Genomic DNA, 22,759 nt, shown 5'->3' on the forward strand with positions numbered 1-22,759 from the left:
TGGCTGTGAGCACCTCAGCGATTCCAAGTGTGAAGGATATAGAGTACCCTCCGCTGTCTGTTAACACCGTTGTAATATGAGGTTAATCCCTTGAGTGACATGGCGAAAAACCTGATTCTCTGGTTAGTCATCGCAGTCGTGCTGATGTCTGTATTCCAGAGCTTTGGGCCCAGCGAGTCGAATGGCCGTCGGGTTGATTATTCAACCTTCCTGTCGGAAGTGAACCAGGATCAGGTCCGCGAGGCACGTATTAACGGGCGTGAAATTAACGTAACCAAAAAAGACAGTAATCGATATACGACTTACATTCCCGTCAACGATCCTAAGTTGCTCGACAATCTGTTGACTAAAAATGTGAAAGTAGTGGGTGAACCACCAGAAGAGCCGAGCCTGCTGGCGTCGATCTTCATCTCATGGTTCCCAATGCTGCTTCTTATCGGTGTCTGGATCTTCTTTATGCGTCAGATGCAGGGCGGCGGCGGAAAGGGCGCGATGTCCTTCGGCAAGAGCAAGGCCCGCATGCTGACAGAAGATCAAATCAAGACCACCTTTGCCGACGTTGCCGGTTGTGACGAAGCAAAAGAAGAAGTCAGCGAGCTGGTTGAATACCTACGTGAACCAAGCCGCTTCCAGAAACTCGGCGGTAAAATTCCGAAAGGCGTACTGATGGTCGGTCCTCCGGGTACCGGTAAGACCTTGCTGGCAAAAGCGATTGCTGGTGAAGCGAAAGTGCCTTTCTTTACCATCTCCGGTTCTGACTTCGTTGAAATGTTTGTTGGTGTGGGTGCATCCCGCGTTCGTGACATGTTTGAACAGGCTAAAAAAGCTGCGCCGTGCATTATCTTCATCGATGAAATCGATGCAGTGGGCCGTCAGCGTGGTGCTGGTTTAGGCGGTGGTCATGACGAACGTGAGCAGACCCTGAACCAGATGCTGGTTGAAATGGATGGCTTCGAAGGTAATGAAGGCATCATCGTGATCGCGGCAACTAACCGTCCAGACGTACTGGACCCGGCATTACTGCGTCCGGGCCGTTTCGACCGTCAGGTTGTTGTTGGCCTGCCAGATGTTCGTGGTCGTGAGCAGATCCTGAAAGTGCATATGCGACGTGTACCGCTGTCTACTGATATGGAGCCTTCTGTTATCGCTCGTGGTACTCCGGGCTTCTCCGGTGCAGACCTGGCTAACCTGGTCAACGAAGCGGCTCTGTTTGCGGCACGTGGTAACAAGCGTGTGGTGTCGATGGTTGAGTTCGAAAAAGCCAAAGATAAAATCATGATGGGTGCAGAACGCCGCTCCATGGTGATGACCGAAGCGCAGAAAGAGTCGACGGCTTACCACGAAGCAGGACATGCCATTGTCGGTACACTGGTACCAGGTTATGACCCGGTACATAAAGTGACGATTATTCCGCGAGGACGTGCATTGGGCGTCGCATTCTTCTTGCCTGAAGGTGATGAGATCAGCGCCAATCGTCAGAAGCTGGAAAGCCGTATTTCCGTTGCTTACGGTGGTCGTCTGGCTGAAGAGATCATTTATGGTTCAGACTATGTCTCTACCGGTGCTTCTTCAGACATTAAGATGGCAACCAGCGTTGCGCGCAACATGGTGACTCAGTGGGGCTTCTCAGAGAAGCTGGGTCCGCTTCTGTACGCTGAAGAAGAAGGTGAAGTATTCCTTGGTCGTTCAGTGGCAAAAGCGAAACATATGTCTGATGAAACGGCGCGTATTATCGATCAGGAAGTTAAAAAACTGATTGATACCAACTACGCCCGTGCTCGCCGTATTCTGGATGAGAACATGGACATCCTTCACGCGATGAAAGATGCGCTGATGAAGTATGAAACCATTGATGCTCCGCAGGTTAGCGATCTGATGGCTCGACGTGAAGTGCGCCCACCAGCGGGTTGGGAAGAGAGCACCAGCTCTGACAACTCCGATAAAAACGGTGGCAGCCCGCAGGCTCCGCGCCCGGTTGATGATCCGCCGTCGCCTACAGGCACCATGTAAAAACTGTGCGGCGGTTTCATTCGCCGTGCTGTAAATTGATATAATCAAAACCCCGGCGCTGACCGGGGTTTTTTTATCCCTGTTACCGGAGAAAACTTGTTATGAAGCTGTACGCCAGAGATTCCGTGCTCGACCTTTCACATCCCCACGTAATGGGGATTTTGAATGTCACCCCTGACTCTTTTTCCGATGGCGGCAAGCATAATGAGTTAATCCAGGCGCTGACCCATGCCAACGAGATGATCAATGCAGGTGCGACCATCATCGATGTTGGTGGTGAATCTACCCGCCCCGGCGCGGCAGAGGTCAGTGTTCAACAGGAACTGGATCGTGTTATGCCAGTGGTGGAAGCCATCGCACAGCGTTTTGAAGTCTGGATCTCCGTCGACACCTCGAAAGCTGAAGTTATCCGCGAATCTGCACGTGCAGGTGCGCACATCATCAATGATATTCGTTCCCTCCAGGAACCAGGTGCGCTGGTAGCGGCGGCAGAAGCCGGCCTGCCTGTCTGCCTGATGCATATGCAGGGTGAGCCGAAAACCATGCAACAGGCACCGCAGTATCAGAATGTTTTGCATGATGTGGATGCTTTTTTTGTCGAGCATATCGCCCGTTGTGAAGCGGCCGGGATCAAAAAATCACAACTCTTGCTCGACCCCGGTTTCGGTTTCGGTAAGAATCTCTCCCACAATTATCAACTGCTGGCGCATCTGGCGGATTACCATCACTTTGGTCTGCCGCTGCTGGTGGGTATGTCACGCAAGAGTATGGTGGGTCAGCTACTGAATGTCGGGCCGACACAGCGCCTGACCGGGAGTCTCGCTTGTGCCGTGATTGCCGCCATGCAGGGAGCCCATATTCTGCGCGTGCATGATGTGAAAGAAACCGTAGAGGCGATGCGCGTCGTCGAAGCCACACAGTCTGCAAGGGAAGAAAAATAGTATGAGTGAGCGTAAATATTTTGGTACAGATGGCATCCGCGGCAAAGTGGGTGAGTCTCCGATTACTCCTGACTTCGTGCTGAAGCTGGGTTTTGCCGCAGGTAAAGTGCTGGCGCGCCACGGCTCCAAGAAGATCATCATTGGCAAAGACACGCGCATTTCAGGCTATATGCTGGAGTCTGCGCTGGAAGCGGGCCTTGCTGCTGCTGGCCTGTCTGCGGCATTCACCGGCCCGATGCCAACTCCGGCAATCGCTTATCTGACCCGCACTTTCCGTGCAGAAGCGGGCATTGTTATTTCTGCATCCCACAATCCATTTGACGATAATGGCATCAAATTCTTCTCTACCGAAGGCACTAAATTGCCGGATGAAGTGGAAGAAGCGATTGAAGCGGAAATGGAAAAACCGATTACCTGCGTCGAATCTGCCGAGCTGGGACGCGCCAGCCGTATCGTTGATGCAGCCGGGCGCTATATCGAATTTTGCAAAGGGACATTCCCGAGCGAATTGAGCCTGAATGGCCTGAAAATTGTGGTCGACTGCGCGAATGGCGCCACCTATCACATCGCACCAAACGTATTACGTGAACTGGGTGCTACAGTCATCGCGATTGGTGTGCAGCCAGACGGCATGAACATCAACAAAGAGTGTGGTGCAACCGATCTCCGCTTGCTGCAGGAGCGTGTGCTGGCAGAAAAAGCGGATGTTGGCCTGGCTTATGATGGCGATGGCGACCGTATCATGATGGTTGACCACCTCGGGCACAAAGTAGATGGCGATCAGATCCTCTATCTTATTGCCCGCGAAGGGTTGCGTCAGGGGCAACTGCGCGGTGGCGTAGTAGGTACTCTGATGAGCAACATGGGCCTGGAACTGGCGCTGAAACAGTTGGGTATCCCGTTCGCACGCGCCAAGGTGGGCGACCGCTACGTACTGGAAAAACTGAAAGAAAAGGGCTGGCGTCTGGGTGCTGAGAACTCAGGCCACGTTATTCTGCTGGATAAAACCACTACGGGCGACGGTATTGTTGCTGGTTTGCAGGTGCTGACGGCGATGGTGCGTAACCATATGACCCTGCACGATCTGTGCAGTGGAATGAAACTGTTGCCACAAATTCTGGTGAATGTGCGTTTCAGTGGTACCAATGATCCGCTGGAAGACAGCCAGGTTAAAGCGATCACTGCTGAGGTTGAAGCCGAATTAAAAGGGCGTGGGCGCGTGCTGTTACGTAAGTCAGGCACCGAGCCTCTTATCCGGGTGATGGTTGAAGGTGAGGATGAAGCGCAGGTGACTGCGCTGGCACACCGTATTGCAGATGCGGTAAAAGCGGTTTAACCCGATGCCCGGGACGATCATTTTTTGGTCTTCCCGGGCGGGCAGTTTGTATGATGCATATGATTTCCCGGACTAAAACGCGTGTTTTTTCTCCAAAAAATTGTGTTTTGTCGTTTTTTTCCGCAATCAGCAATGGCGTATGAAATTGCCCTTGCACGTGCGGTCACCTTTGGTTAGTATTCACACCCGCTTCATAGGTAGGTCGTTAACTACTTATTAAGACTAACTGGCTTGAAGCTTTTGATGTGCGTTTAACGCACCAGGAACAAGGTTGATTATGTACGAAGCTCTTTTAGTAGTTTTCCTTATTGTGGCAATCGGCCTTGTCGGTCTGATCATGCTTCAGCAAGGTAAAGGCGCTGATATGGGAGCATCATTTGGTGCAGGCGCTTCTGGTACACTGTTCGGTTCTAACGGTTCTGGTAACTTCATGACCCGTATGACTGCAGTACTGGCAACCCTGTTCTTCATTATCAGCTTGGTTCTGGGTAACATCAACAGCAACAAGACCCAGAAAGGAAGCGAGTGGGAAAACCTGACTCAGCCGGCGCAGTCCCAACAGACTCAGCCAGCCAAACCGGTAACACCGGGCAGCGATATCCCACAATAAGCAGTAAAAGCAGTAACCGTTTCGACGCGACAGAAATAAAAAAGTCGCCTCTTTAGTGCCGTGGTGGTGGAATTGGTAGACACGCTACCTTGAGGTGGTAGTGCCCGCATGGGCTTACGGGTTCAAGTCCCGTCCTCGGTACCAAATCTCAGTTTTGCTTGCAATTTCTGCAAGTTTTGCGTAGTATTCGGACGCGGGATGGAGCAGCCTGGTAGCTCGTCGGGCTCATAACCCGAAGGTCGTCGGTTCAAATCCGGCTCCCGCAACCACTTTCCCTTAGAGTTCTTTTTCAAATAAACTGTATACTTAACATGACGTATCTCAGTTGATTTTGAAAAAAATTCTTTTGGATTGTGCCGAGCCGCCAGTGGCGGTTTACAGGGTCCAGTCGCATTAAGCCCCGATATTTCGGGGTTTTTTGTTATCAGGAAGCAGCATCACTGGGCTATAGGCCCTTTTTTTACGTCTTGGGGGTGGGATTGTCCACGTTAGAGCAAAAATTAACAGAGCTGATCTCAGCACCGGTAGAAGCGCTAGGCTACGAACTGGTTGGTATTGAGTTTGTACGCGGTCGCACATCCACCTTGCGCATCTATATTGATAGTGAAGATGGCATCAATGTTGATGATTGCGCTGATGTGAGCCACCAGGTCAGTGCGGTATTTGACGTCGAAGACCCAATTACCGTTGCTTACAACCTCGAAGTCTCCTCGCCTGGTCTTGACCGACCAATGTTTACCGCAGAACATTATGTCCGTTTTACTGGCGAAGAAGTGAGCCTGGTTCTGCGTATGGCGGTCCAGAACCGTCGCAAATGGCAAGGTATCATTAAGTCTGTCGAGGGTGAGATGATCACTGTTGCCGTTGAGGGTAACGACGAAGTGTTCGCGCTGAGTAATATCCAGAAGGCGAACCTGGTTCCCCACTTTTAAAAGTCCGGATTGAGGCATACCAGGATGAACAAAGAAATCTTAGCTGTTGTAGAAGCGGTCTCTAATGAGAAGTCCCTCCCACGCGAGAAGATTTTCGAAGCTCTGGAGAGCGCGCTGGCCACAGCCACCAAGAAAAAATACGAGCAGGAAATTGACGTTCGCGTCAGTATCGATCGCAAAAGCGGCGATTTCGATACCTTCCGTCGTTGGCTGATTGTGGACGAAGTGACGATGCCGACGCGTGAAATCACGCTGGATGCTGCCGTCTATGAAGATGAATCACTGGGCCTGGGTGGCTTTGTTGAAGATCAGATCGAATCTGTTACCTTTGACCGTATCACGACCCAGACTGCCAAGCAGGTTATCGTCCAGAAAGTTCGTGAAGCTGAACGCGCAATGGTCGTTGATCAGTTCCGCGAGCAGGAAGGCGAGATCATCACTGGCGTGGTGAAGAAAGTTAACCGTGACAATATCTCACTCGAAGTGCGTCCAAACGATGGTTCTAACACCAACGCAGAAGCCGTAATTATCCGTGAAGATATGCTGCCACGTGAGAACTTCCGTCCGGGTGACCGTATCCGTGGCGTACTGTACGCTGTGCGCCCTGAAGCGCGCGGTGCTCAGCTGTTCGTCAGCCGTTCTAAACCAGAAATGCTGATCGAACTGTTCCGCATTGAAGTGCCGGAAATTGCTGAAGAAGTTCTTGAAATTAAAGCCGCTGCGCGCGATCCAGGCTCCCGAGCTAAGATTGCAGTGAAAACCAACGACAAGCGTATCGACCCGGTCGGTGCTTGCGTAGGTATGCGTGGTGCGCGTGTTCAGGCGGTATCCAGTGAGCTGGGTGGCGAGCGTATTGATATCGTGCTGTGGGATGATAATCCTGCGCAGTTCGTGATCAACGCGATGGCCCCGGCGGATGTCGCCTCTATCGTGGTGGATGAAGATAATCACACCATGGATATCGCAGTGGAAGCCGGTAATCTGGCCCAGGCGATCGGCCGTAATGGCCAAAACGTGCGTCTGGCTTCACAGTTAAGTGGCTGGGAGCTGAACGTGATGACGGTCGACGACCTGCAGGCCAAGCATCAGGCTGAAGCTCATGCTGCCATCGACGTCTTTACCAAACATCTCGATATCGACGAAGACTTCGCTACCATTCTGGTTGAAGAAGGCTTCTCTTCTCTGGAAGAGCTGGCTTATGTGCCGATTAACGAGCTGCTGGAAATCGACGGTCTTGATGAAGAGACAGTAGAAGCGTTGCGCGACCGAGCTAAAAACGCGTTAACCACCCTGGCACTGGCCAAGGAAGAGAGCCTCGGCGACACCCAACCGGCAGAAGATTTACTGAGCCTGGAAGGACTGGAACGCGAGATGGCCTTCAAGCTGGCAGCTAAAGGCGTATGCACGCTGGAAGATCTTGCCGAGCAGGGTGTTGACGATCTGTCAGATATTGAGGGCCTGAACGATGAAAGGGCTGGTGAGCTGATTATGGCTGCACGAAATATCTGTTGGTTCGGCGACGACGCGTAATAAACTGTAGCAGGAAGGAACAGCATGACGACAGATGTAACCGTAAAATCGCTGGCCGCAGAGATTCAGACACCGGTAGAACGCCTGGTACAGCAATTTGCTGATGCAGGGATCCAAAAGTCTGAGACTGACTCTGTTACCCAGCACGAAAAAGAGACTTTGCTGACCCATCTGAACCGCGAACATGGCGGCGGATCTGGTAAGCTTACTCTGCAGCGCAAAACGCGCAGCACCTTGAATGTTCCAGGCACCGGGGGCAAAAGTAAGTCGGTGCAAATCGAAGTCCGCAAAAAACGCACTTATGTAAAAGGCGATCCGGCTGATGCTGAACAAGCAGAAGCTGAAGCCCAGGCAGAGCGTGAAGCGGAAGAACTGGCTCGTCGCGAGGCTGAAGAACAAGCCCAGCGCGTAGCTCAAGACAAAGCGAAGCGTGAAGCCGAGGAGCAGGCCAAACGTGAGGCAGCTGATAAAGCCAAACGTGATGCAGCGGAAAAAGATAAAGTGAGCAATCAACATACCGACGAAACAACCCGGGCTTCTCAGTCCGATAAAGCCCGCCGTGAAGCGGAATCGGCAGAACTGAAGCGTAAAGCTGAAGAAGAAGCGCGTCGCAAGATCGAAGAAGAAGCGAAGCGCGTAGCCGAAGAAGCACGCAAAATGGCGGAAGAGAAAGGCGAAGAGTGGACGCAGGTTAAAGAAGTGGAAGACACTTCTGATTACCACGTTACGACTTCAACTCACGCTCGTGCAGCAGAAGACGAAAATGACGCACAGGTCGAAGGTGACCGTCGTACTCGTACTGCAACACGTCCAGCTAAAGCCCCTGTTCGCAAGAAAGGCAACAAGCATTCTGAAGCGAAAACTGACCGTGAAGAAGCGCGTGCGCAGGTTCGTGGCGGCAAAGGCGGCAAACGTAAACCAAGCACCCTGCAGCAGGGCTTCAACAAGCCAGCTCAGGCTGTTAACCGTGACGTTATCATCGGTGAAACTGTCACCGTAGCGGAACTGGCTAACAAGATGGCGGTGAAAGGCTCCCAGGTCATCAAAGCGATGATGAAAATGGGCGCTATGGCCACCATCAACCAGGTCATCGACCAGGAAACGGCTCAGATGGTAGCGGAAGAAATGGGTCACAAAGTGACTCTGCGCCGTGAAAATGAGCTGGAAGAAGCGGTAATGAGTGACCGTGATACCGATGCGGTGCATGAGTCTCGTGCTCCGGTCGTGACTATCATGGGCCACGTTGACCACGGTAAAACCTCCCTGCTGGACTACATTCGCTCCACTAAAGTCGCCTCTGGCGAAGCGGGCGGCATTACTCAGCATATCGGTGCTTACCACGTTGAAACTGACAACGGTATGGTTACCTTCCTGGATACCCCAGGTCACGCAGCGTTTACTTCAATGCGTGCTCGTGGTGCTCAGGCAACGGATATCGTTATCCTGGTGGTTGCAGCAGACGATGGCGTGATGCCACAGACTATCGAAGCGATCCAGCATGCGAAAGCGGCCAAAGTGCCGGTTGTCGTTGCGGTGAACAAATGCGATAAGCCTGAAGCGGATCCAGACCGTGTTAAAACCGAACTGACTCAGTACGGAATCATTCCGGAAGAGTGGGGCGGCGAAAACATGTTCGTTAGCGTTTCTGCTAAAGTCGGTACCGGTATTGATGACCTGCTGAATGCTATCCTGCTGCAGGCTGAAGTACTCGAACTGAGTGCAGTACGTCAGGGCATGGCGAGCGGTGTGGTTATCGAGTCCTTCCTGGATAAAGGTCGTGGCCCGGTTGCAACCGTACTGGTTCGTGAAGGTACGCTGAACAAAGGCGATATCGTCCTGTGTGGCTTCGAATACGGCCGTGTCCGTGCGATGCGTGACGAATTGGGTCGCGAAGTACTGACTGCAGGTCCATCTATTCCGGTTGAGATCCTCGGCCTGTCCGGTGTGCCGGCAGCGGGTGATGAAGCGACCGTAGTACGTGATGAGAAGAAAGCACGTGAAGTTGCACTGTATCGTCAGGGCAAATTCCGTGAAGTTAAGCTGGCTCGTCAGCAGAAATCTAAGCTGGAAAACATGTTTGCGAACATGACCGAAGGCGAAGTGTCTGAACTGAACATCGTGCTGAAAGCTGACGTACAGGGTTCTGTTGAAGCTATCTCCGAATCCCTGATGAAGCTGTCGACTGATGAAGTGAAAGTGAAAATCATCGGTTCTGGTGTGGGTGGTATTACTGAAACCGACGCCACGCTGGCAGCAGCGTCTAACGCAATCCTGGTTGGCTTCAACGTTCGTGCTGATGCATCTGCGCGCCGCGTGATTGATTCTGAAAGCCTGGATCTGCGTTACTACTCCGTCATCTATAATCTGATTGACGAAGTGAAAGCAGCGATGAGCGGCATGTTGGCACCTGAGTACAAACAGCAGATCATCGGTCTGGCTGCCGTACGTGACGTGTTCAAATCACCGAAATTTGGTGCTATCGCAGGTTGTATGGTGACGGAAGGTAATATCAAACGTCACAACCCAATCCGCGTATTGCGTGACAACGTGGTGATCTATGAAGGCGAGCTGGAATCCCTGCGCCGCTTCAAAGATGACGTTAACGAAGTCCGTAACGGCATGGAATGTGGTATCGGCGTGAAGAACTACAACGATGTACGTGTTGGCGATATGATCGAAGTATTCGAAATTATCGAAATCCAGCGTACCATCGACTAAGTCGACGACCGCAATCAGCAACACTAATTTGGGAGGCTTCTGGCCTCCCAATTCTTTATAGAGAGATAATATTATGGCGAAAGAATTTGGTCGCCCTCAGCGCGTTTCTCAAGAGCTGCAAAAAGAGATTGCTATGATTTTGCAGCGTGAGATTAAAGATCCCCGCCTTGGCATGATGGTCACCGTTTCAGGTGTTGATGTGTCACGTGACCTGGCCTACGCCAAAGTGTTCGTGACCTTCCTGAATGACAAAGACGAAGCTGCTATCAAAGGCGGCCTGCGGGCCCTGGGTGACGCTGCTGGCTATATCCGTTCGTTGCTCGGCAAAGCGATGCGCCTGCGTATCGTGCCTGAACTGACCTTCTTCTACGATAACTCGCTGGTTGAAGGGATGCGCATGTCTAACCTCGTCACTAACGTGGTCAGAAATGATGAAGAGCGTCGCGGTCCGGCAGAAGAAGACCAGGAAGAAGGTAAAGCAGAGTAATGAGTCGTCCTCGCCGTCGCGGTCGCGATATCCACGGCGTGCTGTTGCTGGATAAGCCAACGGGCTTGTCTTCCAACGATGCGCTGCAAAAAGTGAAACGTTTGTATAACGCCAATCGTGCCGGTCATACCGGCGCGCTGGATCCACTGGCGACCGGTATGCTGCCGATTTGCCTGGGTGAAGCGACGAAATTCTCCCAGTATTTGCTGGAATCTGATAAGCGTTACCGTGTGATAGCCCGCCTGGGGCAGCGCACTGATACGTCGGATGCGGATGGTGTGATTGTCAGTGAGCGTCCGGTCACGTTTACTGCAGAAGCTCTTGAACAGGCGCTGGAAAGTTTCCGCGGTATTACGCAGCAGATCCCTTCAATGTATTCGGCACTTAAATATCAGGGCCGTAAGCTGTACGAATATGCCCGTGAAGGCATTGAAGTGCCGCGCGAATCGCGCAGCATTCAGGTATACGAGCTGCTGTTTATTCGCCATGAAGGGAATGAACTTGAGCTGGAAATCCACGTTTCGAAAGGGACGTATATTCGTACCATCATCGACGATCTCGGTGAAAAGCTTGGCTGTGGCGCGCATGTTACGTATCTGCGACGTTTGCAGGTTGCTACCTATCCGATTGAAAAGATGGTGACGCTGGAGCAACTGCATGCGCTGACGGAAGAAGCACACCGTAGCGAACAGTTGCCCGCCGATCTGCTGGACGCACTGTTGATGCCAATGGACAGCCCTGCGGCTGAATATCCGGTGGTAAACCTGCTGAGTTCAGTGGCTGCCTACTTCAAGCAAGGTATGCCGGTTCAGGCTGCGGGTGCTCCCGCCAGTGGGCTGGTACGCGTCACGGAAGGCGATAATCAGAAGTTTATCGGCATGGCAGAAATCGCCGACGATGGGCGCGTGGCACCGCGCCGGCTGGTTGTAGAATATTTCGACTAGCTATTTGCGCTTGTCTGGCGCTAAGAGTAGAATGGCGCGGCTTTACACTGGGTGGCTGAATTAGAGATCGGCGCCTGTACATTTATCTTAATTTTTGGAGTTGTCTCATGTCTCTAAGTGTTGAAACTAAAGCACAGATCGTTGCTGATTTCGGTCGTGGCGCAAATGACAGTGGTTCTACTGAAGTTCAGGTTGCATTACTGAGCGCACAGATTAGTCACCTGCAGGGTCACTTCTCTGAGCACAAGAAAGACCACCACAGCCGTCGCGGCCTGCTGCGTATGGTTTCCCAGCGTCGTAAGCTGCTGGATTACCTGAAGCGTAAAGATGTTGCACGTTACACCAGCCTGATCGAACGTCTGGGTCTGCGTCGCTAATTCTTACAGGTTGTCCCGCCCCGGTTTCAGAACATCTGAACACTAAAGTGGGTAATCGGATAACCTGGTGCGAGTTTCGCTGGAAAGGGGCCTTTATGGCCCCTTTTTTCAAGCAAGCGGCAGCAATTAAACGCAAACTATTGTATTGTTGGTGAGTGTGATCTTCAGTTGCAGAGGTTCGCGCGGCTAATGAGAGGCTTTATCCCATTTGGGATCAGGGTTGTCATTAGTCGCGAGGATGCGAGAATGAAGGTTAGAAATCCACGGTCGGTATAAAAAACTACCGGCCCTGAAGTTAAGGAACTAATTTTGCTGAATCCGATCGTCAAAAAATTCCAGTATGGTCAGCACACCGTCACGCTTGAGACCGGTATGATGGCCCGCCAGGCAACGGCAGCCGTAATGGTAAGCATGGACGACACTGCAGTGTTCGTTACCGTTGTAGGCCGCAAAACGCCTAAACCAGGTCAGGACTTCTTCCCACTGACTGTAAACTACCAGGAGCGTACTTATGCTGCTGGTCGTATCCCGGGTAGCTTCTTCCGTCGTGAAGGCCGTCCAAGCGAAGGCGAAACACTGACCTCTCGCCTGATTGACCGCCCACTTCGCCCACTGTTCCCGGAAGGCTTCGTGAACGAAGTGCAGGTTATCGCTACCGTTGTTTCCGTTAACCCACAGGTTAACCCGGATATCGTAGCCCTTATCGGTGCTTCTGCTGCGCTGGCGCTGTCTGGCCTGCCATTCAACGGTCCAATCGGTGCAGCACGCGTCGGTTACCTGAATGACCAGTACGTACTGAACCCAACCACCGACGAACTCAAAGAGAGCAAGCTGGACCTGGTGGTTGCTGGTACCAAAGGTGCCGTGCTGATGGTTGAGTCTGAAGCTGAGCTGTTAAGCGAAGATCAGATGCTGGGTGCGGTGGTGTTTGGCCATGACCAGCAGCAGATCGTTATCGACACCATCAACGAACTGGTCGCTGAAGCAGGCAAACCACGTTGGGACTGGACGCCAGAAGCTGTCAACGAAGCGTTACACGCTCGTATTGCTGCGCTGGCTGAATCTCGTTTGAGCGATGCTTACCGCATCACTGAAAAACAGGAACGTTACAACCAGGTTGGCGTGATCAAATCTGAAACCACTGCAGCACTGCTGGCGGAAGAAGAGACCCTGGATGCTGGCGAAATCAGTGACATCCTGCACACGCTGGAGAAGAACGTTGTGCGTAGCCGCATTCTGCGCGGTGAGCCACGTATCGATGGCCGTGAAAAAGACATGATCCGTGGCCTGGATGTGCGTACCGGCGTTCTGCCACGTACTCACGGTTCAGCGCTGTTCACCCGTGGTGAGACTCAGGCACTGGTTACAGCAACACTGGGTACAGCCCGTGATGCGCAGAACCTTGACGAGCTGATGGGCGAGCGTACTGACAACTTCCTGTTCCACTATAACTTCCCTCCGTACTCTGTCGGTGAAACCGGCATGGTCGGTTCGCCTAAGCGTCGTGAAATCGGTCACGGTCGTCTGGCAAAACGCGGCGTGCTGGCAGTGATGCCAAAAGGCGACGCGTTCCCGTACACCGTACGTGTTGTGTCTGAAATCACTGAATCTAACGGCTCGTCTTCAATGGCGTCCGTATGTGGTGCTTCTCTGGCACTGATGGATGCAGGTGTACCAATCAAAGCTGCTGTAGCCGGTATCGCGATGGGTCTGGTCAAAGACAACGACAACTTTGTTGTTCTGTCTGACATTCTGGGCGACGAAGATCACCTGGGCGACATGGACTTCAAAGTAGCCGGTAGCCGCGAAGGTATCACCGCGCTGCAGATGGACATCAAAATTGAAGGTATCACCCGCGAAATCATGCAGGTGGCACTGAACCAGGCTAAGGGTGCGCGTCTGCATATCCTGAGCGTTATGGAACAGGCTATCAGCACTCCACGTGGCGATATCTCTCAGTTTGCACCACGTATTCACACCATCAAGATCAGCGTTGATAAGATCAAAGACGTGATCGGTAAAGGTGGTTCTGTGATTCGTGCGCTGACCGAAGAAACTGGCACCACCATCGAAATCGAAGATGACGGTACCGTTAAAATCGCAGCGACCGACGGTGAGAAAGCGAAATTTGCTATCCGTCGTATCGAAGAAATCACCGCAGAAATCGAAGTGGGCCGTATCTACAACGGTAAAGTGACCCGCATCGTTGACTTCGGTGCCTTCGTCGCTATCGGTGGTGGTAAAGAAGGTCTGGTACACATCTCTCAGATCGCTGATAAGCGTGTAGAGAAAGTGACTGACTACCTGCAGATGGGCCAGGAAGTGCCAGTGAAAGTACTGGAAGTCGACCGTCAGGGTCGCGTACGCCTGAGCATCAAAGAAGCCAGCGAACAGGCACAGCCTGAAGCTGAAGCTCCTGCAGCACCAGCACCTGAAGCAGAATAAACGCATTACCATTGAGTCCTCCGCATCTTCGGATGTGGGGGATTGTTATAACGCGAGGGCGGGATGGCCTCGTGAACGGCAGGCGGATGACAGGATGCTCGTCCTAATGTTTGTTTTCGGGAGTGGTAAATGAAGCCATTTTTGCGCTGGTGTATTGTTGCGACAGCTTTGACGCTGGCAGGATGCAGCAACACCGATTGGCGTAAGAACGAAGTCTTGGCGGTTCCATTGCAGCCTACGCTGCAACAGGAAGTCATTCTCGCTCGTATGGAACAAATACTTGCCAGTCGGTCATTGACCGATGATGAACGCGCACAGCTGTTATATGAGCGCGGAGTGTTGTATGATAGTCTTGGTCTGAGAGCACTGGCGCGAAATGATTTTTCACAAGCGCTGTCTATTCGACCTGATATGCCCGAAGTATTCAATTACTTAGGCATATATTTAACGCAGGCAGGCAATTTTGATGCTGCCTATGAAGCGTTCGATTCTGTACTTGAGCTTGATCCAACTTACAATTATGCGCGTTTAAATCGAGGTATCGCTCTCTACTACGGCGGAAGATTTAAACTGGCGCAAGATGATCTGCTGGCGTTTTATCAAGACGATCCTAACGATCCCTTCCGCAGCCTGTGGCTGTATCTCACAGAACGTGAGATAAACGCAGACCAGGCCAAAGTCTCGCTCAAGCAGCGTTACGACAAAGCGGTGAAGGAACAATGGGGATGGAATATTGTCGAGTTCTACCTGGGCGATATCAGCGAAAAAACGCTGACTGAACGGCTCCAGGCGGACGCAACGGATAACACCTCGCTCGCTGAACATCTCAGTGAAACCAACTTCTATTTAGGTAAGTACTACCTAAGTCTGGGGGAGAAGGACAACGCCCAAGCGTTGTTCAAGCTGACGGTCGCCAACAACGTTCACAACTTTGTTGAGCATCGATATGCATTGTTGGAGCTGGCGCTACTCGGCCAGACACAAGACGATTTATCAGAATCTGACCAGCAATAGCTGACGAACTTTTATTGCCCGAATTTTCGAAAAGTCATCATCTTAGCGGATGAGGGCCTTTTTGTTCGTCGAAACCACTAATTTGAGCCGGTTCACACTTTTTGATGAAAATGACTGAAAATTTTCACGACGAGTTATGTAGACTGGCCGCCGCAATCTAAGAGGCACGTGTACTACATGACTGATATCCAAACTACTTTTGCTGACCTTGGCCTGAACGCCGAACTCCTCGAATCACTGACCGGCATGGGCTACGTTAAGCCATCTCCAATCCAGCTTGAGTGTATTCCTCATCTGCTGGCTGGTCGTGATGTCCTGGGTATGGCACAGACCGGCAGCGGCAAAACCGCAGCATTCTCGCTGCCTTTATTACACAACATTGATTCTAACGTTAAAGCACCACAGATTCTGGTGCTGGCACCGACCCGCGAACTGGCGGTTCAGGTTGCTGAAGCGATGACCGAATTCGCCAAACACATGCGCGGCCTGAACGTGGTGGCCCTTTACGGCGGCCAGCGTTACGACGTGCAGCTGCGCGCTCTGCGTCAGGGACCACAAGTTGTTGTGGGTACACCTGGCCGTCTGCTTGACCACCTGAAACGCGGCACGTTAGATCTGTCTAACCTGCGCGGTCTGGTGCTGGACGAAGCCGATGAAATGCTGCGTATGGGCTTCATCGAAGACGTTGAAACTATCATGGCTCAGATCCCAGACAATCATCAGACTGCTCTGTTCTCTGCGACCATGCCAGAAGCGATTCGTCGTATTACCAAACGTTTCATGAAAGATCCGCAGGAAGTGCGCATCCAGTCAAGCATGACGACACGTCCTGACATCAGCCAGAGCTACTGGACTGCCTATGGCCGTAAAACCGATGCACTGACTCGCTTCCTGGAGTCTGAAGACTTTGACGCAGCAATCATCTTCGTGCGCACCAAAAGCGCCACGCTGGAAGTTGCTGAAGCGCTGGAGCGTAGCGGTTACAACAGTGCTGCACTGAACGGTGATATGAACCAGGCACTGCGTGAGCAGACGCTGGAGCGCCTGAAAGATGGTCGTCTGGACATCCTGATCGCGACAGACGTTGCTGCCCGTGGTCTGGACGTTGAGCGTATCAGCCTGGTTGTTAACTATGACATCCCGATGGACGCAGAATCTTACGTTCACCGTATCGGCCGTACTGGCCGTGCTGGCCGTGCTGGCCGTGCTCTGCTGTTCGTTGAGAACCGTGAGCGTCGTCTGCTGCGTAACATCGAACGCACCATGAAGCTGACTATTCCAGAAGTAGAACTGCCAAATGCAGAACTGCTGGGTGAGCGTCGTCTGGCTAAATTTGCTGCTAAAGTTCAGCAGCAGCTGGAAAGCAGCGATCTGGAACAGTACCGTGCTCTGCTGGCTAAAATGCAGCCGGAAGAAGAGCTGGATATCGAAACGCTGGCTGCAGCACTGCTGAAAATGGCTCAGGGCGAACGTCCACTGATCGTTCCAGCTGATGCGCCGCAGCGTCCACGCAGCCAGTTCCGTGACCGTGATGACAGCCGTGACACTCGCCGTGGTGACCGTCCGGACCGTGGTCCACGTGAACCACGCGAAGCACGCAGTGGTGAACCACGTGGTGATGCACCACGTCGTGAGCGTCGTGATGTTGGCGATATGGAAGTGTACCGCATCGAAGTTGGCCGTGATGATGGTGTTGAAGTGCGTCACATCGTTGGCGCTATCGCTAACGAAGGCGATATCAGCAGCCGTTACATTGGTAACATCAAGCTGTTCGGTACTCACTCTACTATCGAACTGCCAAAAGGCATGCCGGGCGAAGTTCTTTCACACTTCACTCGTACGCGTATTCTGAACAAACCAATGAATATGCAGCTGATTGGTGATGCACAGCCACGCAGCAATGACCGTGGTGGCGAACGTCGTCCAAGCGGCCCTGCACGTGGTGGCTTCGGCGCTGGCGCAGGTCGTGAAGGCGGCGCTCCACGCGGTGGTGCTGAAGGCGGTCGTCGTTTCAGCAATGACCGTGGCGGCGAACGTCGTCCAGGTGGCACCAGCCGTGGTCCACGCACTGAAGGCGGCGCAGCACCAACCCGTCGTCGTGATGCGTAATCACTGATGCCCAATAAAAAACCAGCCTTCGGGCTGGTTTTTTTATGTCTGCGGTTTGGGTGACGTGGTTACTGGCGCACCTTCAATATTTACAGCGCGTTACGTGCCTGCATTGCCAGCTCAAAGGAGTAGAGGCGTGCCTGAGCATCAAAGATCTGCCCATTAACCATCACTTCATCCGCCTGCGTTTCTCGCATTAGTGTCGCCAATCCCTGACGAACTTTCTCTTTATCGCCAACCACCGACATACTCAGCGCCTGCTGCACGCCGTACTGCTCGGACGGTGACCACAGATTATCCATATTTTCCACCGGTGCAGGCAGCGGGCCAGGTTTGCCACGGCGCAGGTTAATAAACTGCTGCTGCATGGAGGTAAACAGGAAGCGGGCATCGCGTTCGCTGTCGGCGGCGACAACGTTAACGCACACCATCGCGTACGGCTTCTCCAGCCGCTCTGATGGTTTAAAGTTGTCGCGGTACAGATCCAGCGCCTGTAACAACATTTCTGGTGCAAAATGGGAGGCGAAAGCGAACGGCAAGCCCATCTGGGCCGCCAGTTGAGCGCTGTAAAGGCTGGACCCGAGCAGCCAGACGGGAATTTTCAGCCCTGTCCCCGGAACGGGCTGGACAATCGGCATCTCATCGCCGGAATGATCAAACCAGCGGACCAACTCAGCCACATCTGCGGGGAAGTTATCGACGTGACCCGCCATATGACGGCGCAGCGCCAGCATCGTACGCTGGTCTGAACCGGGAGCGCGGCCCAGCCCAAGATCGATACGGCCAGGATAAAGTGACTCCAGCGTACCAAACTGTTCTGCAATCACCAGCGGTGCGTGATTCGGCAGCATTACACCACCAGAACCCAGGCGCAGCGTCTGCGTATTCGCCGCCAGGTAACCTATTAGCACCGAGGTCGCCGCACTGGCAATCCCGGTCATATTATGGTGTTCGGCCAGCCAGTAGCGATGAAAGCCGAGTTTTTCGGACTGCTGCGCCAGAGAGAGTGATGAATGAAAAGCATCGCGTGCGGATGAACCCTGTGGGATAGGGGCAAGATCCAGTACGGAAAGAGGAACATTTTTTTTATCAGGCATAGTTGCTCACTTTGTCTAACGGCCGACACTGCGCCATGTGCAAAAACGACAGGCTACGGGATCTGCTGTCCCTGTTATTGTCCGTTTGCAGCACTCAGGACAATAAAGTGTGTGCAGAACAGACGAAACAGTCGCGGCCTGCGGATAGTTAGGCTGCTAGCCAATGAAAGTATCATCCATCGTCTGCCAGAATAAAACTGCTATTATTTTTAGGGGTATTGTTTCCGCGCCGGGATATCCCCACCGCCAGAGTGACGGTGGGTTTAGATAGGAATGGGGATCAGCTGACCAACTCAAGCCCGGCGACACGGCGCCAGTAGCCATTACAATCATTGCTGCGTGCCATCATCAGTGGTTGATGACCGGTTTCGTTGGCGCGGAACTGTTCCACCATCGACAGCGTGTCTGCATCCTGCGGCGACAGACGCACAATATCGACCAGCCCCTGCATCGAGATCAGATCATTGCCGAGGTTATAGCAATTGCCGCTCATGGTCTGGATCCCGTTCAGGACGAACACCTGCTGATCTTCCTGAGTGCGAACGCGGCGCCCTTGCGGATAGTCAATGCAGCAGGTCTGGCATTCATCCTTGCTGCGATTTTCAGCGCGGGCGGTAAAGCAACGGGCAGAGTACGCCAGCGGCAGATAACCGTAGCTCAACACCTCGACTTCAAACTGCTGACGAATGCCCAGCTCGTCACACTGCTTCAGTAACTGCACCAGCCAGTCGCGCGACAGTTCCACCGGCATGCACCAGCGGGTCATACCCATTTTCAGCAGCAGTTGCAACGCAACGGCGTTATACACATTCAGCGCAGGTCCGGCGACAAAAGGCACGCCCGCTTCATTTGCCAGCGTCACCGCACCCACATCATTGGCTTCAATGAGAAATTCGCCGTTATCGACATAGCGCTTAAGTTCTGTCAGCTCGGAAGGAGACTGCACCAGCGCCAGGGTGCTCAGAACCACCTGTTTACCGGCGGAGGCCAGCGATTTCGCCATACTGAGCCAGTCAGCTGTTTTCGTGGCGCGGCGTTTGCTGCACACGGATTCGCCGAGGTAAATCACGTCGGCCTTGCTGCTGGCGGCAGCCTGATAAAAAGTATTCAGCGTTTCTTTTGGCCAGTACCACAGTACCGGACCCAGTGAGTATTTCATGATATCTCCTACTGCCACTGGCGGTGATAAGCACCAAGCGTTGTCTGAGTGCCTTCGCTCAGCGCACTGAGTGCGGCCATCCACTGCGGCTGCGCGGTGAAATTTTGCGGGTCGGCTTTACAGCGATCGATGGCCTGGCGCCAGATCCGTGCCACCTGCTCAACATACGCCGGGCTACGCTGACGTCCCTCAATTTTGACGGAGACAATATTGGCTGCCATCAGCTCGGGTAACAGTGCCAGCGTGTTCAGGCTGGTCGGTTCTTCCAGCGCATGATAGCGCACCTCATCCACCTTATAGCGGCCCTTGCACAGCGTGGGATAACCGGCATTTTCTCCGCTGTCATAGCGGTCAATCAGCACTTCATTCAGACGTGATTCCAGGCCGGCCTGCGTTTGCTGCCAGCGAACGAAGCGCGCGGGGGAGCAGGCACCGACGGTATTGGGTGACTCGCCGGTCAGGTAAGACGAAAGATAACACCGTCCTTCCGCCATAATGCACAGGCTGCCAAAAGCGAACACTTCGAGCGGAACCGTGGTATCACGTGCCAGTTGGCGCACCTGATGCATCGATAGCACTCGCGGCAATACTACGCGGGCAACATCAAAGTTACGCTGATAAAAACGCACGGCAGCGGCATTAGTCGCAGACGCCTGTACCGAAACATGGCGTTCAATATGGGGATATTTGTTAGCGGCATAGGCCAGCATGGCAATATCTGCCAGGATTAAGGCATCGGCACCTGCATTTGCGGCCATATCCACCGCACGCTGCCAGCGTTCGTAGCCATCGGGATGAGCAAAGGTGTTAATGGCCACATGGAGTTTGCGTTTACGCTGATGCGCGTAATGTGCGGCTTCCTGCAGGCGTTTATCCGTGAAGTTCAGCCCTGCAAAATGGCGGGCATTGGTCTCATCTTTCAGGCCGATATACACCGCGTCGGCACCATTCTCGATGGCGGCCTTCAGTGCCGGAAGATTTCCGGCCGGGCAGAGAAGTTCCATAATAAGCGATCCAACTAATCAGAAGAGTTGAAGAGTTTAGTGAGGAAGGCCGAGACAAATTTTGATTTAAGGCAGCTAATGGCGTATTGATGGTGTTCGTATTCCCTGATAAAACTCATGGAGTTCGCACACTTTGTTGATCCAACCGTCAGACGCTTTTTGCTGCTGTGGCAAAATAGCTGAAATTTATTCGTAAGGAGTGATAATGGTGTTGAACCCGCTACGCAGCCGCTGTGTCCGTCACGGTCCGCAATTACTGCGTTTCCCGTTGCGGTTTACCCCGTTTGCAGTGAAGAAGCCGTTATTACAGGCGCTGTTACGCTGGCAGTTTCAGCAGGCGCTGGCTGAAGGTGAGCTGGACTTTCTGGAAGGGCGCTGGCTGGGAATTGAGGTCAACGACCTCGAACTGCGCTGGTCAGTCACGCTGGAACAGGGACAACTTCGGGTCGCCGACCGTGACGAAGCTGATGTCTGGTTTCGCGGCAATGCCAATGATTTAGCATTGATCGCTGCCCGCAGACAGGATCCGGACACCCTGTTTTTCCAGCGCCGTTTGCTGATTGAAGGTGATACGGAACTGGGTCTGGAGGTCAAAAATATGATGGATGCGATTGATCTGGACTCCATGCCAGCGCCGTTACGCATCGGGCTTATGCAACTGGCTGATTTTATTGAGGCCGGAATGAAAGAGGACGCGATTCCCCCGGCGGATCGCGCAGGTGCGCCATGTTAATTCGTTCAGAAATTGGCATCGATGCGGCAAGCATCGACAGCCTGCTGCGCCGTAGTTTCCCCACCTCTGCGGAAGCGGAACTGGTGCAGCAACTTCGGGAAGACGGGTTATTAACCCTTGGTGTCGTTGCGACCGATGACGATGGTCAGGTGCTGGGCTATGCGGCCTTCAGCCCGGTCACGCTCAACGAAGAAGATCGGCAGTGGGTGGGGTTAGCGCCGCTGGCGGTTGATGAAAGCGTGCGTCAGCAGGGGCTGGGTAAACAGTTGATTTACGAAGGGCTGGATACGCTGAATGAGTTCGGCTATGCCGCCGTAGTCGTGCTGGGTGATCCCGCTTTCTTCGGTCCTTATGGCTTTGAACCTGCTGCACGCCACCAACTGCACTGCCGCTGGGAAGGCACCGAGACGACGTTTCAGGTGTATAAGCTGGCGGATGATGCCTTTGATGGTGTTGAAGGTCGCATCGAGTTCTCGGCGCCCTTTAATCGTTTCTGAGGGCAGCAAGCCACTGAGCGAGCGATACAGGCTGGTGTTCTACCAGCCTGATCTTCTGTGTTTTTTTCAGTTGTTTCACCTGATATTCCAGCTTCGATGCCAGTGAGCGATCTCCCGCCTCACAGTGGAACAGCAACTCCAGCGGCCCTTTGCCACGCAGTGCTTTCGCGCCTTTCCCGCTTTGGTGCTGGGCAAGGCGTCTCGCTACATCATTAGTAATGCCGGTATACAGCATGCCGTTCGCGGTACGCAGAATATAGAGGCGCCAGTCGGCAGGCACAGCTGAGCTCATCGTCTTTCTCAGGTCGGCAGGAATGACGTACTGTAACGCAAAGTCCGGTAAAGACGCTACAGACTCCCGCTCCCGGCGCTCTATGATGGCGCCCATCATCACTCCTCCCTGTTAAGGAACAACAATGGCTACTCTGTACGCGTTACTCGCTTTTGCTTCTTATTTTCTCACCAGCGGCGTGCTGGTTCTGGTATTTCTGTTTGTCTATACCCGCATCACGCCACATAACGAATGGCGCCTGATTAAAGAGAATAACCTGGCGGCTACCTCGGGCTTTATTGGTGCGTTGTTGGGCTACATCATTCCACTGGCCAGCGTGGCGATTAACTCCGTCAACCTGCTGGACTATCTGGTATGGGGCGCGGTAGCGCTGGTGGTGCAGCTGTTGGTATTTACTGCCGTACGCCTCTTTATGCGGGATATCAGCCGCCGTATTGAGGACAGTCATACTGCGGCCGGATTGTTCCTGGGGGGCGTCTCGACCTGCGTCGGTATCCTTAATGCCGCCTGTATGACGTATTAAT

21 protein-coding genes and 2 tRNA genes are annotated in these 22,759 nt (G+C 53.1%); 19 read left to right on the forward strand and 4 right to left on the reverse strand.

Features of this window, described 5'->3' with window-relative positions:
* Positions 1–99 precede the first annotated feature (99 nt).
* From ftsH to ACFL9S_RS23115, 16 genes are all read left to right on the forward strand, one after another.
* Positions 100–2,010: an ATP-dependent zinc metalloprotease FtsH gene (gene ftsH, locus ACFL9S_RS23040; RefSeq protein ID WP_405264199.1), complete on the forward strand. Its 1,911-nt coding sequence runs from the start codon at positions 100–102 to the stop codon at positions 2,008–2,010.
* Between the two features lie 101 nt (positions 2,011–2,111).
* Positions 2,112–2,951, forward strand: a complete 840-nt coding sequence (gene folP, locus ACFL9S_RS23045) for a dihydropteroate synthase (RefSeq protein ID WP_405264200.1) — start codon at positions 2,112–2,114, stop codon at positions 2,949–2,951.
* A 1-nt stretch (position 2,952) separates the two neighbouring features.
* Positions 2,953–4,287 carry a phosphoglucosamine mutase gene (glmM, locus tag ACFL9S_RS23050; RefSeq protein WP_405264201.1) on the forward strand — a complete coding sequence of 445 codons (1,335 nt, stop codon included), beginning with the start codon at positions 2,953–2,955 and terminating at the stop codon, positions 4,285–4,287.
* A gap of 277 nt (positions 4,288–4,564) precedes the next feature.
* A complete protein-coding gene (secG, locus tag ACFL9S_RS23055) occupies positions 4,565–4,897 on the forward strand; it encodes a preprotein translocase subunit SecG (RefSeq protein WP_133844044.1) in 333 nt (110 codons plus the stop codon).
* Positions 4,898–4,954: 57 nt separating this feature from the next.
* Positions 4,955–5,041: transfer RNA gene (locus ACFL9S_RS23060), tRNA-Leu, on the forward strand.
* 48 nt (positions 5,042–5,089) lie between these two features.
* Positions 5,090–5,166: transfer RNA gene (locus tag ACFL9S_RS23065), tRNA-Met, on the forward strand.
* Positions 5,167–5,376: 210 nt separating this feature from the next.
* The gene (gene rimP, locus ACFL9S_RS23070) at positions 5,377–5,829 is read left to right on the forward strand and encodes a ribosome maturation factor RimP (protein WP_048914488.1); all 453 of its coding nucleotides are present in this window, start codon (positions 5,377–5,379) and stop codon (positions 5,827–5,829) included.
* A 24-nt stretch (positions 5,830–5,853) separates the two neighbouring features.
* Positions 5,854–7,359, forward strand: a complete 1,506-nt coding sequence (nusA, locus tag ACFL9S_RS23075) for a transcription termination factor NusA (protein ID WP_405264202.1) — start codon at positions 5,854–5,856, stop codon at positions 7,357–7,359.
* A gap of 24 nt (positions 7,360–7,383) precedes the next feature.
* Complete coding sequence (gene infB, locus ACFL9S_RS23080; RefSeq protein ID WP_405264203.1) at positions 7,384–10,077, forward strand: translation initiation factor IF-2; 2,694 nt, start codon at positions 7,384–7,386, stop codon at positions 10,075–10,077.
* Positions 10,078–10,150: 73 nt separating this feature from the next.
* Complete coding sequence (rbfA, locus tag ACFL9S_RS23085; RefSeq protein WP_405264204.1) at positions 10,151–10,564, forward strand: 30S ribosome-binding factor RbfA; 414 nt, start codon at positions 10,151–10,153, stop codon at positions 10,562–10,564.
* Positions 10,564–11,508: a tRNA pseudouridine(55) synthase TruB gene (gene truB / locus ACFL9S_RS23090; protein WP_405264205.1), complete on the forward strand. Its 945-nt coding sequence runs from the start codon at positions 10,564–10,566 to the stop codon at positions 11,506–11,508. The genes rbfA and truB overlap by 1 nt, the downstream gene beginning before the upstream one ends.
* 107 nt (positions 11,509–11,615) lie before the next feature.
* The gene (gene rpsO / locus ACFL9S_RS23095; protein WP_133844034.1) at positions 11,616–11,885 is read left to right on the forward strand and encodes a 30S ribosomal protein S15; all 270 of its coding nucleotides are present in this window, start codon (positions 11,616–11,618) and stop codon (positions 11,883–11,885) included.
* A gap of 309 nt (positions 11,886–12,194) precedes the next feature.
* The gene (gene pnp, locus ACFL9S_RS23100) at positions 12,195–14,330 is read left to right on the forward strand and encodes a polyribonucleotide nucleotidyltransferase (RefSeq protein WP_405264206.1); all 2,136 of its coding nucleotides are present in this window, start codon (positions 12,195–12,197) and stop codon (positions 14,328–14,330) included.
* A 129-nt stretch (positions 14,331–14,459) separates the two neighbouring features.
* Positions 14,460–15,344: a lipoprotein NlpI gene (nlpI, locus tag ACFL9S_RS23105; RefSeq protein WP_405264207.1), complete on the forward strand. Its 885-nt coding sequence runs from the start codon at positions 14,460–14,462 to the stop codon at positions 15,342–15,344.
* Between the two features lie 104 nt (positions 15,345–15,448).
* Entirely contained in the window at positions 15,449–15,505 is a 57-nt protein-coding gene (gene yrbN, locus ACFL9S_RS23110) for a protein YrbN (RefSeq protein ID WP_100229640.1), read from the forward strand.
* Between the two features lie 16 nt (positions 15,506–15,521).
* Entirely contained in the window at positions 15,522–17,453 is a 1,932-nt protein-coding gene (locus ACFL9S_RS23115) for a DEAD/DEAH family ATP-dependent RNA helicase (RefSeq protein ID WP_405264208.1), read from the forward strand.
* A gap of 89 nt (positions 17,454–17,542) precedes the next feature.
* Here ACFL9S_RS23115 and ACFL9S_RS23120 read toward each other — a convergent pair whose 3' ends face one another.
* The 3 genes from ACFL9S_RS23120 to ACFL9S_RS23130 all read right to left on the reverse strand — a co-directional run bounded on the left by ACFL9S_RS23120 (position 17,543) and on the right by ACFL9S_RS23130 (position 20,713).
* Positions 17,543–18,550, reverse strand: a complete 1,008-nt coding sequence (locus ACFL9S_RS23120) for a luciferase-like monooxygenase (RefSeq protein ID WP_405264209.1) — start codon at positions 18,548–18,550, stop codon at positions 17,543–17,545.
* 280 nt (positions 18,551–18,830) lie between these two features.
* The gene (locus tag ACFL9S_RS23125) at positions 18,831–19,709 is read right to left on the reverse strand and encodes a U32 family peptidase (RefSeq protein WP_405264210.1); all 879 of its coding nucleotides are present in this window, start codon (positions 19,707–19,709) and stop codon (positions 18,831–18,833) included.
* Positions 19,710–19,717: 8 nt separating this feature from the next.
* Complete coding sequence (locus tag ACFL9S_RS23130) at positions 19,718–20,713, reverse strand: peptidase U32 family protein (RefSeq protein ID WP_405264211.1); 996 nt, start codon at positions 20,711–20,713, stop codon at positions 19,718–19,720.
* A gap of 205 nt (positions 20,714–20,918) precedes the next feature.
* Between ACFL9S_RS23130 and ACFL9S_RS23135 the strand changes: the two genes are divergently transcribed.
* Together ACFL9S_RS23135 and ACFL9S_RS23140 are read left to right on the forward strand one after the other, a co-directional pair.
* Entirely contained in the window at positions 20,919–21,446 is a 528-nt protein-coding gene (locus ACFL9S_RS23135; RefSeq protein ID WP_405264212.1) for an SCP2 domain-containing protein, read from the forward strand.
* On the forward strand, positions 21,440–21,943 hold the full coding sequence (locus tag ACFL9S_RS23140) for a GNAT family N-acetyltransferase (RefSeq protein WP_405264213.1): 504 nt from the start codon (positions 21,440–21,442) through the stop codon (positions 21,941–21,943). The genes ACFL9S_RS23135 and ACFL9S_RS23140 overlap by 7 nt, the downstream gene beginning before the upstream one ends.
* Here ACFL9S_RS23140 and ACFL9S_RS23145 read toward each other — a convergent pair.
* Positions 21,930–22,334 carry a GIY-YIG nuclease family protein gene (locus ACFL9S_RS23145; RefSeq protein WP_405264214.1) on the reverse strand — a complete coding sequence of 135 codons (405 nt, stop codon included), beginning with the start codon at positions 22,332–22,334 and terminating at the stop codon, positions 21,930–21,932. The genes ACFL9S_RS23140 and ACFL9S_RS23145 overlap by 14 nt on opposite strands.
* A 25-nt stretch (positions 22,335–22,359) precedes the next feature.
* Here ACFL9S_RS23145 and ACFL9S_RS23150 point away from each other — a divergent pair, with 25 nt between their 5' ends.
* Positions 22,360–22,758 carry a DUF350 domain-containing protein gene (locus tag ACFL9S_RS23150; RefSeq protein ID WP_405264215.1) on the forward strand — a complete coding sequence of 133 codons (399 nt, stop codon included), beginning with the start codon at positions 22,360–22,362 and terminating at the stop codon, positions 22,756–22,758.
* Position 22,759: the final 1 nt, after the last annotated feature.

It is taken from the genome of Erwinia sp. AnSW2-5 (genome assembly GCF_045107195.1).
GTDB lineage: Bacteria > Pseudomonadota > Gammaproteobacteria > Enterobacterales > Enterobacteriaceae > Erwinia.

Bases quoted from the DNA above. Each gene is read 5' to 3' on its own strand.
- ftsH (WP_405264199.1), top strand. From the start codon at position 100: ATGGCGAAAAACCTGATTCTCTGGTTAGTCATCGCAGTCGTGCTGATG.
- folP (WP_405264200.1), top strand. From the start codon at position 2,112: ATGAAGCTGTACGCCAGAGATTCCGTGCTCGACCTTTCACATCCCCAC.
- glmM (WP_405264201.1), top strand. From the start codon at position 2,953: ATGAGTGAGCGTAAATATTTTGGTACAGATGGCATCCGCGGCAAAGTG.
- secG (WP_133844044.1), top strand. From the start codon at position 4,565: ATGTACGAAGCTCTTTTAGTAGTTTTCCTTATTGTGGCAATCGGCCTT.
- nusA (WP_405264202.1), top strand. From the start codon at position 5,854: ATGAACAAAGAAATCTTAGCTGTTGTAGAAGCGGTCTCTAATGAGAAG.
- infB (WP_405264203.1), top strand. From the start codon at position 7,384: ATGACGACAGATGTAACCGTAAAATCGCTGGCCGCAGAGATTCAGACA.
- rbfA (WP_405264204.1), top strand. From the start codon at position 10,151: ATGGCGAAAGAATTTGGTCGCCCTCAGCGCGTTTCTCAAGAGCTGCAA.
- truB (WP_405264205.1), top strand. From the start codon at position 10,564: ATGAGTCGTCCTCGCCGTCGCGGTCGCGATATCCACGGCGTGCTGTTG.
- rpsO (WP_133844034.1), top strand. From the start codon at position 11,616: ATGTCTCTAAGTGTTGAAACTAAAGCACAGATCGTTGCTGATTTCGGT.
- nlpI (WP_405264207.1), top strand. From the start codon at position 14,460: ATGAAGCCATTTTTGCGCTGGTGTATTGTTGCGACAGCTTTGACGCTG.
- ACFL9S_RS23115 (WP_405264208.1), top strand. From the start codon at position 15,522: ATGACTGATATCCAAACTACTTTTGCTGACCTTGGCCTGAACGCCGAA.
- ACFL9S_RS23120 (WP_405264209.1), bottom strand. From the start codon at position 18,550: ATGCCTGATAAAAAAAATGTTCCTCTTTCCGTACTGGATCTTGCCCCT.
- ACFL9S_RS23125 (WP_405264210.1), bottom strand. From the start codon at position 19,709: ATGAAATACTCACTGGGTCCGGTACTGTGGTACTGGCCAAAAGAAACG.
- ACFL9S_RS23130 (WP_405264211.1), bottom strand. From the start codon at position 20,713: ATGGAACTTCTCTGCCCGGCCGGAAATCTTCCGGCACTGAAGGCCGCC.
- ACFL9S_RS23135 (WP_405264212.1), top strand. From the start codon at position 20,919: ATGGTGTTGAACCCGCTACGCAGCCGCTGTGTCCGTCACGGTCCGCAA.
- ACFL9S_RS23140 (WP_405264213.1), top strand. From the start codon at position 21,440: ATGTTAATTCGTTCAGAAATTGGCATCGATGCGGCAAGCATCGACAGC.
- ACFL9S_RS23145 (WP_405264214.1), bottom strand. From the start codon at position 22,334: ATGATGGGCGCCATCATAGAGCGCCGGGAGCGGGAGTCTGTAGCGTCT.
- ACFL9S_RS23150 (WP_405264215.1), top strand. From the start codon at position 22,360: ATGGCTACTCTGTACGCGTTACTCGCTTTTGCTTCTTATTTTCTCACC.